Source organism: Variovorax paradoxus, assembly GCF_030815855.1.
Taxonomy (GTDB): Bacteria; Pseudomonadota; Gammaproteobacteria; order Burkholderiales; family Burkholderiaceae_C; genus Variovorax; species Variovorax paradoxus_M.
Genome location: NZ_JAUSXG010000001.1, coordinates 2808462 through 2822280 on the forward strand (window position 1 = coordinate 2808462; position 13819 = coordinate 2822280).

Sequence of the window (13819 nt, forward strand, 5' to 3'; positions counted from 1 at the left end):
GCATGCACCGCCGCTTTGGGGCGTAACAGTTTTTACGCGGCGGCCTTGGCGGCAGCGACCTGGGCTGCAACTTCGGCGGCGAAGTCGTCGACCTTCTTTTCGATGCCTTCGCCGACCACGTACAGGGTGAAGCCCTTGATGGTGGTGTCGGCGGCCTTGAGCATCTGTTCGACGGTCTGCTTGTCGTTCTTCACGAACGCCTGGTTGTGCAGCGAGACTTCCTTCAGGTACTTCTGCACGCCGCCTTCGATGCGCTTGGCAACGATGTCGGCAGGCTGCGGCTTCTTGCCTTCGGCTTCGGCCGTCTTGCGGTCTTCCTCGGCCTTGCCGGCGGCCACGGCGCGCTCTTTTTCGATCAGCTCTGCGGGCACGTCGGAGGCCTGGATCGCGACCGGCTTCATGGCGGCGATGTGCATCGCAACGTCCTTGGCCGACGTGTCGTCGCCTTCGAACTCGACCATCACGCCGATGCGCGTGCCGTGCAGGTACGAAGCCAGCTTGCCGTTGCCGGCGAAGTGCTTGAAGCGGCGGAAGCTCATGTTCTCGCCGATCTTGCCGATCAGGCCCTTGCGCACGTCTTCGAGCGTGGGGCCGAAGCCGTCCTGCTCATAGGGCAGCGCGCCGAGCGCAGCGATGTCGGCGGGGTTGTGCTTGGCGACCAGCATCGCGGCAGCGTTGGCCAGAGCCAGGAAGCTGTCGTTCTTGGTGACGAAGTCGGTTTCGCAGTTGATCTCGATCATGCCGCCGGCCGAGCCTTCGACAAATGCCGTGACCACGCCTTCGGCGGTGATGCGGCCCGAAGCCTTGCCAGCCTTGTTGCCGAGCTTGATGCGCAGCAGCTCTTCGGCCTTTTCCATGTTGCCGTCGGCCTCGGTCAGGGCCTTCTTGCATTCCATCATCGGCGCGTCGGTCTTTGCGCGCAGTTCGCCGACCATGCTTGCGGTGATTGCAGCCATTGTTCTATCTCCGTGTCCAAAAAATCAGATTAAAAAAAAGGGGCACCAAAGCCCCTTCTTCAGGCGCGTGAGAGCACTCGATCAGGCCGAGGCGCCCTCTTCGACTTCGACAAATTCGTCGCTGCCTTCGGCAACGGCCTTGACCACGTCACCGCCGGCGCTGTTGCGGCCTTCGATGATCGCGTCGGCGATGCCGCGGGCGTACAGCGTGACGGCCTTCGACGAGTCGTCGTTGCCCGGAATGACGTAGTCGATGCCTTCGGGCGAGTGGTTGGAGTCCACGACGCCGATCAGCGGAATGCCGAGCTTCTTGGCTTCTGCCACGGCGATCTTGTGGAAGCCCACGTCGATCACGAAGATGGCGTCGGGCAGTGCTGCCATGTCCTGGATGCCGCCGATGTCCTTTTCGAGCTTCGCGATTTCACGCGAGAACGTGAGCTGTTCTTTCTTGCTCAGGCTGTCGAGGCCGGCTTCTTGCTGGGCCTTCATGTCCTTCAGACGCTTGATCGAGGTCTTGACGGTCTTGAAGTTGGTCAGCATGCCGCCGAGCCAGCGGGTGTCGACGAAGGGCACGCCGGCGCGGCGGGCTTCGGCAGCCACGATTTCGCGGGCCTGGCGCTTCGTGCCGACCATGAGAATGGTGCCGCGGTTGGCGGTGAGCTGCTTGGCGTACTTCATCGCGTCCTGGAACATCGGGAGCGACTTTTCCAGGTTGATGATGTGAATCTTGTTGCGATGGCCGAAGATGAACGGGGCCATCTTGGGGTTCCAGAAGCGGGTTTGGTGACCGAAGTGGACACCGGCTTCCAGCATTTCGCGCATGGTGGTCGACATTAGAAATTACTCCAAAGGTTGGGTCTAAAATCCAGCCCGTTTTGCGGCTCCTTCGAAGGGAGTCACAACACCTTGATTGGGCCGGTTTGCGAATGTGTCTGGCTGGCTGCGACGAGAGTCGTCGCATGGTCAGCGAAACCCAAAGAGTATAGCACGGCCCTCCCTGTCTTTCTCCTTGCCCACCCCCGAACCGAGCCGTCCGCGCCCCTCGCAGCCCACCCATGAACGACCTTCACGCCGCCCGTCTGAACCTTCTGGCAGGCGGCACCGATGCACGCACCGAATTGGAGCGCGCCGTCGAAATCTCCGAATCCCCCGCCTGCGCCCACGTTTTCACCCGCACGCTGTTCGACGAAGCCCGCCAGCAGGTTGCGCTCGCGGTGCCGCAAAGCAGGCTTTCGGGACTCGCCTTCACCGCGAAAGATCTGTTCGACATCGAGGGGCAGCCGACGCCGGCGGGCTCCGTGGTGCTTTCGCATGCGCCTGCCGCCAAGGCCGACGCGGTCGCCGTGGCGCGTCTGCGCGCCGCGGGCGGCGTGCTGACCGGCCGCACCAACATGAGCGAGTTCGCCTTCTCGGGCGTGGGCGTCAACCCGCACCACGGCACCCCGGCCAATGCGAGCGACGCGGCCACGCCGCGCATCCCCGGAGGCTCGTCTTCCGGCGCCGCCATCTCGGTCGCGACCGGAGCGGCCTTCATCGGGCTGGGTTCCGACACGGGCGGCTCGATCCGCATTCCCGCAGCGCTGAACGGCATCGTGGGCTTCAAGAGCACCGCCCGCCTCGTGCCGGCCGACGGCGCGCTGCCGCTGTCGACCACGCTCGACACCGTCTGCGCCATGACGCGCTCGGTGCGGGACGCCGTGGCTGCACATGAAATCCTCGCGGCGCGCCGGGTGACCGCCGGCGCGGCCTCCCTGGGAGCGTACCGGCTCGCCGTCGTGAAAAACGTGTTCTTCGACGGCATCGAGCCGGCCGTGGCCCACGCCTTCGACAACGCGCTGCGGACCTTGCGAGCCGAAGGTGCCCAGGTCGAGGAAATCGCGCTGCCGGAACTGGCGCAGCTGCAGGCCATCAACGCCACCGGCGGCTTCTCGGCGGCCGAGTCCTACGCCTGGCACCGGCTCTTGCTGGAGCGCAGCGGCGCCGGCTACGACCCTCGCGTTGCCCAGCGCATCCTGCGCGGCGCCGGCATGAAGGCGCACGAGTACATCGACCTCGTGAATGCGCGGCGGGCGTGGATCGCCGGCGTCGAAGCGGCGCTCGCACCCTACGACGCCGTGCTGTCGCCGACCGTGCCGATCACCGCGCCTACTATCGCAAGCGTGGCACCGGGCACCCAGCGCGACGAGGAGTTCTTCCGCATCAACGCACTGCTGCTGCGCAACCCGTCGATCGTCAACATGCTCGACGGCTGCGCCATCTCGCTGCCCTGCCATGCCGCCGGCGAGTTGCCGGTCGGCCTGATGCTGTGGCACGCCGCGCTGCACGACGACGCCGTTCTCGCGATCGCCTTACAAATGGAACACGCACTGCGAAGACAATAGCTGCACGCCCACCGACGGGCGTCAGCCATCTCTTCTTACTCAAGCATTCAATGAAAATCGCGATCGTGGGCGCCGGCATCATCGGCGTCACCACCGCCTGGGAACTGGCTTCGGACGGCCATGAAGTGTCTGTGTTCGAGCGCCGCGGCGCGGCAGCCGAGGAAGCCAGTTTTGCCAATGCGGGCGTGGTCGCACCGGGCTATGTGACGCCATGGGCCGCACCGGGCATGCGCGCCAAGGTACTGCGTTCGCTGCTTTCCTCCCACGGCGCCATCAAGCTGCGCTGGCCGCTGAATTCACGCGATATCGGCTGGATGTCGCGCTGGCAAAAAGCCTGCAAGCTCGAAACCTACCTGGCCAACCGCGCCCGCATGCAGCGGCTGGCGTTCTACAGCCGCACCCGCCTGCATGAGGTGACCGAGGCCCGCGAACTGAGCTACGAGCGCAGCGACGGCTACCTTGTGCTGCTGCGCTCCAAACGCGAGAAGAAGCTGGTACAGCCCGGTCTCGACGTGTTGCGGGCGGCAGGCAGCGTCTTTCGCGAAGTCGACGCCGACGAGGCCCGGCGCATCGAACCCGCGCTCAGCACCGACACGGCGCTTGCGGGCGGCATTTACCTGCCCGACGACGAAGTGGCCAACTGCCGCCAGTTCGCGCTGCTGCTCAAGTGGGAAGCCGAAGGACTTGGTGCCCAGTTCCATTTCAACTGCGACATCGCGCCGCTGAGCCGCGCCGAGCCGACCTCGGTGTCGCTCGCGAGCGGCTCCCCTCCACTGCGTTTCGATGCGGTGGTGGTGTGCGCCGGGCTCGCCTCGGCCTCGCTGCTGCGGCCGCTCGGCCTTCGGATTCCGATGGCGCCGATCTACGGCCATTCCGTCAGCGCGCCGATTCGCGAATCGCTCAATGCGCCGCGCAGTGCGGTGATGGACGAACGCTACAAGGTCGCGATCTCGCGCCTGGGCCAGCGCGTGCGCGTGGCCGGCAGCGCCGAAATCGGCGGTTCCCTGAACACGATGAATTCATCCTCTGTGCAAACGCTCTACAAGGTGCTGCACGACTGGTTCCCCGGCGCGGTCACGCTGCAGTCGGGCGTGCAGCAATGGAAGGGTGCACGGCCGATGCTGCCCGATGGCCCTCCGGTGCTCGGTGCCAGCGGCGTGCCGGGTGTCTGGCTCAATCTGGGCCATGGCTCGAGCGGCTGGGCATTGTCGTGCGGCAGCGCGCGCGTCGTGGCCGACCTGATCAGGGGCCGCGATGCAGGCGTCGATCTCGAAGGCCTGGGCATCGAGCGGCTCGGTCTGTAGGGTTTCGTTCACCCAGCATCGGGCGGCACAATGGCCCGATGCAACGCATCACGTCAGCCACCATCGCCGACCTGTTCGACATCGCGGCGACGCGGCGCATCGAGCACGCGGCGGCAGCCGCCCTGCCCGCCCACACGCTGATGCAGCGCGCAGGCATTGCCGTGGCGCGGCTGGCGATGGCGGTTGCGCCGCACGCGCGCACGGTATGGATCGCCTGCGGGCCCGGCAACAACGGCGGCGACGGTTTCGAAACGGCTGCGCAGCTGCAGCACCGAGGCTTCCTGCCGATCGTCACTTTCGCGGGTGACGAAAACCGCCTGCCGCCGGATGCGAAGGCATCGTTGCAGCGGGCCCGGGACGCCGGCGTGATCTTCGCCCCGACACCGCCGGCCGCATACGACCTGGCCATCGATGCGTTGCTCGGCATCGGCGCGGTCCGGCCACCCGAGAACGCCATGGCCGAGTGGCTGCGGCAGATGCATGCGACGGCCCGGCCGGTACTCAGCATCGACGTGCCGTCCGGGCTGAATGCCGACACCGGGGTTTGGAATACCGCGCACCAGGGCGCCGCCTCGGCCCGCTTCTGCGCGACCCTCCTGACCCTGAAACCGGGCCTGTTCACAACGCAGGGCCGCGACGCCGCGGGCACGGTCTGGTTCGACGACCTGGGTTGCAGCGAGATTGCCGAGCCACCCGCCGCACGCCTTGCGGGCGCACCGACGGACCCGGCGCGCATTCACGCATCGCACAAGGGCAGCTATGGCGATGTTGCCGTGATCGGCGGTGCCTCCGGCATGGCCGGCGCCGCCCTGCTGGCCGGATCGGCTGCGCTGCATGCGGGCGCCGGACGCGTGTTCGTCGGCTTGCTCGACCCGAATGCAGCCCCCGTCGATCTGGCCCAGCCCGAACTGATGCTGCGAGACGCCAACGCCATTGATCTCTCGGGAACGACAGCGGTTTGCGGATGCGGCGGTGGCGCGGCGGTACGCACGGTGCTGCCGCGCGTGCTGGCGACAGCGGCTGCATTGGTGCTCGATGCCGATGCATTGAATGCCATCGCCGTCGACAGCGCACTGCAAACGCAGCTCGCATCGCGCGCCCGGCGCGGAAGGCCGACCGTGATCACCCCGCATCCGCTCGAGGCCGCGCGCCTGTTGAATTGCTCGGCCGCCGACGTCCAGGCGGACAGGCTGGCAGCAGCCCGCCAACTGGCGTCGCGCTACGGCGTCGTGGCCGTGCTCAAGGGCTCGGGAACAGTGATCGCCGACGACAGCGGCACACCGCCGCTGTTCAATCTGACCGGCAATGCCAGGCTCGCCACCGCCGGCACCGGCGACGTTCTGGCCGGAATGATCGGCGCCGCGCTGGCCGCGAAAGAACCGGCCTTCGAAGCAGCGCACCGAGCGGTCTGGCGCCACGGCCGCATCGCCGACACCTGGCCGGCCGATGCGCCTCCGTTGACGGCCGGCGCGCTGGCGCGCCAGGCACCCTGCTGAAAGCTTCTAGCCGCGCCCGACGAAGGGCATCTTCGTCGCCATGATGGTGTGGAACAGCACGTTGGCCTCGAGCGGCAGGTTCGCCATGTAGAGCACCGACTGGCCGACGATCTTCACGTCGATCAGCGGCTCGATCGCGAGTTCGCCGTTGGCTTGCGGCACGCCCTTGGCCATGCGCGCGGCCAGTTCGGTCATGGCATTGCCCACGTCGACCTGGCCCACCGCGATGTCGTACTTGCGTCCGTCGAGCGAGGCCGTCTTGGTCAGCCCTTCCACCGCGTGCTTGGTCGCGGTATAGGCCGCGGAATTCGGCCGCGGAGCCGTGGCCGAGATGGAGCCGTTGTTAATGATGCGCCCGCCCCGCGGGGTTTGCGCCTTCATCGTGCGGAACGCCTGCTGAATGCAGAAAAACATGCCGCTCAGGTTGATGTCGACCACGCCGCGCCATTGCTCGGGCGTCCAGTCCTCGAACGGACCCGGGGGGTTGCCCACGCCGGCATTGTTGAACAGCAGATCGACGCGGCCGAAGCGCTCCACGGCGGCGGCGAACAGCGCCTGCACCGATTCGGAATTCGCCACGTCGGTCGGCACCGCGAAGGCACGCGCGCCGGCTCCCGACTCTTCCGCCACCTGCTCCAGCGGTTCGAGGCGGCGGCCCGCCAGCGCCACGCTCCAGCCGTCGGCCAGCAATGCAAGCGCCGCGGCGCGCCCGATGCCGGTGCCGGCGCCCGTCACGATCGCGATGCGGCCCTTGTTGTTTTCCACGCTCATGCTCGGTGTCTCCTTCTGGGGTTGTCTGTCTCGATGATGTATGAATGCAATGCGTCGTGCGTCACGCGCGGCGAGGCTTGCGCCCCTTCATCTTGTTGGCGGCCTTCTTCACCGCCGACTTGAAAGCCTGCATGGCCGACTGGGGCCCCGCCGCAGCGGTCACGACGCGCTCGCTGCGCTGCTCGGGAGCCGCCGCTTCGGCCTTGTGGCGCGAGCTGCGCTTGGCCGATGCCTTGATCGGCACGCCGGCCGAGCCCACGCCCTTGTCCTTCATGGCACGTGCCGTGAGCTCTTCGCCCTCGCGCACCAGGCGGAAATCGATCTTGCGTCCGTCCAGGTCGACGCGGCTTACCTGCACCCGTACACGGGTGCCGATGGCGTAGCGAATGCCGGTGCGCTCCCCGCGCAGTTCCTGGCGCATCTCGTCGAACTTGAAGTATTCGCCGCCGAGCTCGGTGATGTGCACGAGTCCCTCGACATACATGGCGTCCAGCGTGACGAAGATGCCGAAGGTCGTGGCCGCCGTGACCACGCCGCCATACTCCTCGCCCAGATGCTCGCGCATGTACTTGCACTTGAGCCACGCCTCGACGTCGCGGCTCGCTTCGTCGGCGCGGCGCTCGTTGGCGCTGCAATGCAGGCCGGCCGCTTCCCAGGCCAGCACTTCCTTGGTCGGAGCGACCGTGGCTTTCTGCGGCTTGGTGGTCGGCGCCTTCACGCGCGAGGCCAGCCGCTTGGCCAGCTTGGCATGCGCCTCGCCCGGCGTCGGCAGCATCGGCAGCTGGTAGCGCGTCTTGCCGAGAATGGCCTTGATCACGCGGTGCACCAGCAGGTCCGGGTAGCGCCGGATCGGGCTCGTGAAGTGCGTGTAAGCCTCGTAAGCCAGGCCGAAGTGGCCGCTGTTGATGGGCGTGTAGATGGCCTGCTGCATCGAGCGCAGCAGCATGGTGTGAATCTGCTGCGCGTCGGGCCGCTCCTTGGTGGCTTCGGCAATCGCCTGGAACTCCCCGGGCCGCGGATCATCGGTGATGCTCAACCCCACACCCATGGCTTTCAGGTAGCCGCGAAGGATTTCCTTCTTCTCGGGCGTCGGGCCTTCGTGCACGCGGAACAGGCCCGGGTGCTTGCCTTCGGCGATGAAGTCAGCGCTGCACACATTGGCCGCGAGCATGGCTTCTTCGATCAGGCGGTGGGCCTCGTTGCGCGTGCGCGGCACGATCTTCTCGATGCGGCCGGCGTCGTCGCAGATGATCTGCGTCTCGGTGGTTTCGAAGTCGACCGCCCCGCGCTTGCCGCGCTGCTTGAGCAACGCCTTGTAGACGTCGGCCAGGTTCAGCAGGTCCTTCACGCGGTCCTTGCGCTTGGCCGCCTCGGGGCCGCGCGTGTTGCCGAGAATGGCAGCCACCTCGGTGTAGGTGAAGCGTGCGTGGCTGAACATCACCGCCGGATAGAACTGGTAGGCGTAGATCTCGCCGTCGGCCGCCACGAGCATGTCGCACACCATGCACAGTCGCTCGACTTCGGGGTTCAGCGAACACAAACCGTTCGAAAGCTTTTCCGGCAGCATCGGAATAACGCGGCGCGGAAAGTAGACACTGGTGGCTCGGTCGTAGGCATCGATGTCGATGGCCGACCCGGTCTGCACATAGGCGCTGACATCGGCAATGGCAACCAGCAGGCGCCACCCCTTGCCGCGGCCAACCTTCGCGGGCTCGCAGTACACGGCGTCGTCGAAGTCGCGTGCGTCCTCGCCGTCGATGGTGACCAGCGGCACATCGGTCAGGTCGATGCGGCCCTTCTTGTCGGCGGGTCGGACCTTCTCGGGCAATGCCTTGGCTTCGGCCAGGCATTCCGCGGAAAACTCGTGCGGCACGCCGTACTTGCGCACGGCAATTTCGATCTCCATGCCCGGGTCGTCGATCTCGCCGAGCACTTCCTTCACGCGTCCCACCGGCTGGCCGAACAGGGCCGGCGGCTCGGTGAGCTGCACCACGACAACCTGCCCCACCTTTGCGGGACCGGTCGCGCCCTTGGGAATCAGTACGTCCTGTCCGTAGCGCTTGTCTTCGGGCGCGACGAGCCAGATGCCGCCTTCATGCAACAGGCGGCCGATGATCGGCTGCTCCGGGCGCTCGACGATTTCGACCACCCGCCCCTCGGGACGCCCACGCCGGTCTTGCCGCACCACGCGCGCCTTGACGCGGTCCTTGTGCAGCACCGCGCGCATCTCGTTCGGGGGCAGATAGATGTCGGCTTCGCCGTCGTCGCGCTGCACGAAACCGTGTCCGTCGCGATGTCCTTGAACAGTTCCTTCAAATTCATCCAGCAGTCCGCTGGAGTGGCCATTATTTTTGATATGATTCTCTCTTTCCTGAAATTCAAAACATAACTGCTTCGGCGGTTATGCGGGCCCAGATGGCGGAATTGGTAGACGCACTAGTTTCAGGTACTAGCGAGTAACATCGTGGAGGTTCGAGTCCTCTTCTGGGCACCACCCCTACCAAGCTGAAACCCCTGTGAATCTTAGATTTACAGGGGTTTTTTCTTTTCCCTGGGAACATGATCGAGGGATGCTCTCCCCCGCAATAATCGATCGCAGCCAGACTGAGCCGGATCGACGGTAGTCCGCCGCATTCGCGCACACCCTCGCAGCCCCGGATTGGGATCTCCTGCGAAACGGTTTTCGACGACACGGATTCGGACAAGTGGAACGGGCTTCGTCTCATGAAGTGATGCAGCGACCGCTCACGGAGCAGCGGTTTTCCGCCATTCTGACGCAGTCCATCGACGAATGATCGCGCACAGTTTCAAGAAGCGTGGCAACGGAGTCAATACACCGCGTTGCCAGTAAAGGTGAACCGCAAACCCAACCTGATGAGCGCGGCGTTCAACTCGCTGCAGGATCATGGGGAATCTGCGGAGTTGCGACAGGCTGTGAAGCCTGTGGTGCACGATACCACGGCGAGCAACGACAGCCTCGTCGATCCGCGCGACGGCTGCTGCCGCCACTGTCCGCGCCATACTTGCGTCGACGCACCGCACTCCTTCTCGTCCATGTCCATTTTCAAAAGCATCAGGCATTGGGCTTCCCGGATCAAGCGCGACGCCGTCACGCTGTGGTTTGCCTACCGCCACTCCGGAACGCCCTGGTTCGCAAAGGCCCTCGCCGCGTTCGTCGTCGCTTATGCATTGAGCCCGATCGACCTCATACCCGATTTCATTCCGGTACTTGGCTACCTCGACGATGCCTTGCTGTTGCCCGGCCTCATCTGGCTGAACATCCGGCTCATTCCGGCCGATGTCCTCGAAGAATGCCGCGCGCGCGCAGACAAGTGGATGAAAGAACAAGGCGCGAAGCCTCGAAGCATCGCGGGTGCTGTGCTCGTTCTTGCAATCTGGATCGCTGTTGGCACGGCTCTGTGGGCGTGGTTCACCACGCGCAACTAGCCTCGGGCGCGAGGACCAAATCGCTCGGCAAGGCGGAGATTTCCTGTATATTTGTACAGTCTTTTCACAAAGGATAACCGCCATGTCCACGCCCGAAGAATCCAACTATCCCGCTCGCAACCATGCGCTGGCTGAAGCACTGGCGTGGATCTCGAAGTTCGCGCACGCCTGGAAGGCGATCGAGCCTCGTCCTCAGTCGCTGAGCATCGACGGGTTCATCCTCTGGGGCCCCGTGCTCTATGAACAGCACCGCAACGAAGATCCGGTGGCGCTCGCGACGCAGCTCTACGGGAAGTCGGGCGCCTACTTCAAGTACCTGTACCCGGGTCAAGCGTTGCAAGCTGACGACGCACTTCCCTTCTAGAGTCCCGGAACTCCCGAGAAGCGGGACGCTGAAGTGTGGCAAAAGTCACACTGTTCCATGCATATGCGTCTAAAGGTAACGAGAAATCACACATAAGGTTACGTTTGGTTTGAAAATACGGATATCAAACCTACGGAAACTATCGTGATCGCAGCATTTACCTTGTTAATCGGCATGTTCCTCGGCGCGTTGTTCATGAGCCTTCTGGTCATTTCGCGCTCGGATGACTGAAAACTGCCGGGCATCGGCCGCCCCATTCAAGCCGATCGAAAAGCCCGCTCAAGCGGGCTTTTCTTTTTGCGCCTGACAAGGGCCGATGGGCGCGACGGCGGCTGCGGCTCGTCTGGAGCCCGGCGGCGGCGGTTTAAATCGGCAGCGCGATCAGGTCGTGGCCCTCGGCCCCGACGATGCGGGCTCGGGTGAATTCACCCACCTTGAGCGTCTTGCTGATTTTCTCGGGCGGCAGCAGGCGCACGGTGCCGTCGATCTCGGGCGCGTCGGCGTAGGTTCGCCCGATGCCACCCTTGCGGCCCATGCCCGGCGCCGAATCCACCAGCACCTGCATCGTTGCACCGATGCGCTGGCGCAGCTTGGCGATCGACACGGCTTCCGCCACTTCCATGAAGCGCGCGCGGCGCGCTTCGCGCTCCGCCGGCGGCAGCATGCCGGGAATGTCGTTGGCCGTGGCACCTTCGACGGGGCTGTAGGCAAAGCAACCGGCCCGGTCGATCTGGGCTTCGCGGATGAAGTCGAGCAGATGCTCGAACTCCTGCTCCGTTTCACCCGGAAAGCCGGCGATGAAGGTGCTGCGGATCACGAGCTCGGGACAAACCTCGCGCCAGCGCGCCAGGCGCTCCAGGTTCTTCTCGCCGCTGGCCGGCCGCTTCATGCGCTTGAGCACATCGGGATGGCTGTGCTGCAGCGGCACGTCGAGATAAGGCAGCACCTGGCCGCTCGCCATCAGCGGAATGATTTCGTCCACGCTCGGGTAGGGGTACACATAGTGCAGCCGAACCCAGGCGCCGTAAGGCTCGGCTATTTCGCCCAGCGTGCGCACCAGTTCGAGCATGCGGGTCTTGACAGGCTTGCCATCCCAGAAGCCGGTGCGGTACTTGACGTCCACGCCATAGGCCGAAGTGTCCTGGCTGATGACCAGCAGCTCTTTCACGCCGCCTTCGAACAAGGCTTTTGCCTCGCCGAGCACATCGCCGACCGGACGCGACACGAGGTCGCCGCGCATCGACGGAATGATGCAGAAGGTGCAACGGTGATTGCAGCCTTCGCTGATCTTCAGGTACGCATAGTGCCGCGGCGTGAGCTTGAGGCCTGCGATGCCGAAGGTGTTGGGAACCAGGTCGACGAACGGGTCATGCGGCTTCGGCAAATTGGCGTGAACCGCATCCATGACCTCCTGCGTGGCGTGCGGACCGGTCACGGCCAGCACGCTGGGGTGCATTTGCCGCACCAGGTTGCCGCCCTGGTCGCCGGTCTTGGCACCGAGGCAGCCCGTGACGATGACGCGGCCGTTTTCCGCCAGTGCCTCGCCGATGGTGTCGAGGCTTTCCTTCACGGCATCGTCGATGAAGCCGCAGGTGTTGACGATCACCAGGTCGGCGCCTTCGAAGGTCTTGGAGGTTTGATAGCCCTCGGCACTGAGCCGGGTCAGGATCAATTCGGAATCGGTCAGGGCCTTGGGGCAGCCCAGGCTCACAAAGCCGACCTTGGGGGCAGCCGGCGTGACGGTACGTTCGGGGGAGGCAACTTCGCTCATATATGCCCCTATTGTCCCAGCTATCGGCCGGGAGCGGGATTTCAGGGGCGTTTGAGGCCGAATGCGCCCAGAACCTGCTCGGTGTTCTTCTGCATCTGCTCCTGCATCTGCAGAAACACATTCTTCGATTGCTCGACGTAGTTGCCCATCAGTCCCTGGAGCATCGGCGACTGCATGGTCATGAAGCGCGACCACATCTCGGGCGTGAGGCCTTCAGCCTTGTCCGCGAGTTGGGCCTGCACCTCGGTCATGGCCTGGATGTTCTTCTCGAGATACGGGCCCATGTAGCCCTGCATCGCCTGTCCGTAGAAACGGATGATGTTGGCCAGCACCTGTTCGGTGAACATCGGCGCGCCGCCCGCTTCTTCTTCGAGAATGATCTGCAGCAGGATGCTGCGCGTGAGGTCGTCGCCGGTCTTGGCATCGCGCACCACGAACTGGGCATTCTGTATGACCAGCTGCTTCACCTCGGTGAGCGTGATGTACGTGGATGTCTCGGTGTCGTAGAGCCTTCGGTTGGGGTACTTCTTGATTACACGTTGCACCGGCTTGACCCCGGACTTCTTGCTCTGCACTGCGGACTCCTTCACATGGATGCCCATGTCATCCGATCAATTCTAGGTAGCGGTTTTGCTGCACCGCGACAAGGTTTACCCTGACCGCGCATCCCGCTCCTTCAATCGAACGTTGTCGCGTACTCGGCACCGCACGCGCTGCAGGCCGCCGTCTCGGGCCGGTCTCCGGCAGCTTCCCTGAAACGCAGAGGACTCTTGTGGCCGTAAACCACCCAACAGCGCGGACAGTGCTCGTGGCCCGAGGTCGGCAAGTAGGCGCGGGAGCGCTGTTCGGCGCGCTCCTGCGTGACGGATATGCCTTGCTGCAGCGCGCGCGCAATTTCGCGCGCCGCCATGGTATCGGTGCGGCCGCTCGCGTGGTCGTTGATGCCGTAGACCGCGCGTGCAAATTCAATGGGGGCCTGCTTGAGCAATGCGGCCAGGCGCATATCGGCATGAGCCCGATCAACCATCGTTGATCGCGTATTCATCAGATCGCTTATCAAGAAATTTGGAAAAGGTTTGCAGTGCGGCCAAGGTAGCACAACAACGTGGCCATGGTCTTTGCCTGCTTCACCGCAAGGACGATTGAAACACCGGGGAACCCGGTGAAAGCTCTGTTCAACAGACCCGGTGGTTGGCCGGAAGTTGAAACAGAAATTGGTAGGCGCGATTGGACTCGAACCAACGACCCCCACCATGTCAAGGTGGTGCTCTAACCAGCTGAGCTACGCGCCTAAGGATGTGTCCGAGAAGCAGCTATTGTAGCAGGAGA

At 64.5% G+C, this 13819-nt stretch carries 12 protein-coding genes and 2 tRNA genes; 6 read left to right on the forward strand and 8 right to left on the reverse strand.

Going from position 1 to position 13819, the window contains the following annotated elements:
* Positions 1-32: 32 nt before the first annotated feature.
* On the reverse strand, positions 33-956 hold the full coding sequence (gene tsf, locus QFZ42_RS13210; RefSeq protein WP_307701386.1) for a translation elongation factor Ts: 924 nt from the start codon (positions 954-956) through the stop codon (positions 33-35).
* A gap of 81 nt (positions 957-1037) precedes the next feature.
* Positions 1038-1790: a 30S ribosomal protein S2 gene (gene rpsB, locus QFZ42_RS13215; RefSeq protein ID WP_307701387.1), complete on the reverse strand. Its 753-nt coding sequence runs from the start codon at positions 1788-1790 to the stop codon at positions 1038-1040.
* Between the two features lie 221 nt (positions 1791-2011).
* Here rpsB and QFZ42_RS13220 point away from each other — a divergent pair, with 221 nt between their 5' ends.
* From QFZ42_RS13220 to QFZ42_RS13230, 3 genes are read left to right on the forward strand one after another with little or no spacing between them, the layout of a single operon-like run.
* Positions 2012-3337: an amidase gene (locus tag QFZ42_RS13220; RefSeq protein ID WP_307701388.1), complete on the forward strand. Its 1326-nt coding sequence runs from the start codon at positions 2012-2014 to the stop codon at positions 3335-3337.
* 50 nt (positions 3338-3387) lie between these two features.
* Positions 3388-4641: a D-amino acid dehydrogenase gene (locus QFZ42_RS13225; protein WP_307701389.1), complete on the forward strand. Its 1254-nt coding sequence runs from the start codon at positions 3388-3390 to the stop codon at positions 4639-4641.
* A gap of 38 nt (positions 4642-4679) precedes the next feature.
* Positions 4680-6137: an NAD(P)H-hydrate dehydratase gene (locus tag QFZ42_RS13230; protein WP_307701390.1), complete on the forward strand. Its 1458-nt coding sequence runs from the start codon at positions 4680-4682 to the stop codon at positions 6135-6137.
* Positions 6138-6143: 6 nt separating this feature from the next.
* On the opposite strand, the gene QFZ42_RS13235 is transcribed toward QFZ42_RS13230, so the two are convergent.
* Entirely contained in the window at positions 6144-6908 is a 765-nt protein-coding gene (locus QFZ42_RS13235) for an SDR family oxidoreductase (RefSeq protein ID WP_307701391.1), read from the reverse strand.
* Between the two features lie 61 nt (positions 6909-6969).
* Entirely contained in the window at positions 6970-9237 is a 2268-nt protein-coding gene (gene rnr / locus QFZ42_RS13240; protein ID WP_307704231.1) for a ribonuclease R, read from the reverse strand.
* A gap of 80 nt (positions 9238-9317) precedes the next feature.
* On the opposite strand from rnr, the gene QFZ42_RS13245 reads away from it, so the two are divergent.
* From QFZ42_RS13245 to QFZ42_RS13255, 3 genes are all read left to right on the forward strand, one after another.
* Positions 9318-9402: transfer RNA gene (locus QFZ42_RS13245), tRNA-Leu, on the forward strand.
* Positions 9403-9962: 560 nt separating this feature from the next.
* Positions 9963-10355 carry a YkvA family protein gene (locus QFZ42_RS13250; protein WP_307704232.1) on the forward strand — a complete coding sequence of 131 codons (393 nt, stop codon included), beginning with the start codon at positions 9963-9965 and terminating at the stop codon, positions 10353-10355.
* An 82-nt stretch (positions 10356-10437) separates the two neighbouring features.
* Positions 10438-10719: a hypothetical protein gene (locus tag QFZ42_RS13255; protein WP_307701392.1), complete on the forward strand. Its 282-nt coding sequence runs from the start codon at positions 10438-10440 to the stop codon at positions 10717-10719.
* Positions 10720-11083: 364 nt separating this feature from the next.
* On the opposite strand, the gene rimO is transcribed toward QFZ42_RS13255, so the two are convergent.
* From rimO to QFZ42_RS13275, 4 genes are all read right to left on the reverse strand, one after another.
* Entirely contained in the window at positions 11084-12490 is a 1407-nt protein-coding gene (gene rimO, locus QFZ42_RS13260) for a 30S ribosomal protein S12 methylthiotransferase RimO (protein ID WP_307701393.1), read from the reverse strand.
* A gap of 41 nt (positions 12491-12531) precedes the next feature.
* Positions 12532-13092: a polyhydroxyalkanoate synthesis repressor PhaR gene (gene phaR / locus QFZ42_RS13265; protein WP_307701394.1), complete on the reverse strand. Its 561-nt coding sequence runs from the start codon at positions 13090-13092 to the stop codon at positions 12532-12534.
* A gap of 74 nt (positions 13093-13166) precedes the next feature.
* A complete protein-coding gene (locus tag QFZ42_RS13270) occupies positions 13167-13493 on the reverse strand; it encodes a hypothetical protein (protein WP_307701395.1) in 327 nt (108 codons plus the stop codon).
* Positions 13494-13705: 212 nt separating this feature from the next.
* A tRNA-Val gene (locus QFZ42_RS13275) sits at positions 13706-13782 on the reverse strand.
* Between the last annotated feature and the right edge of the window lie 37 nt (positions 13783-13819).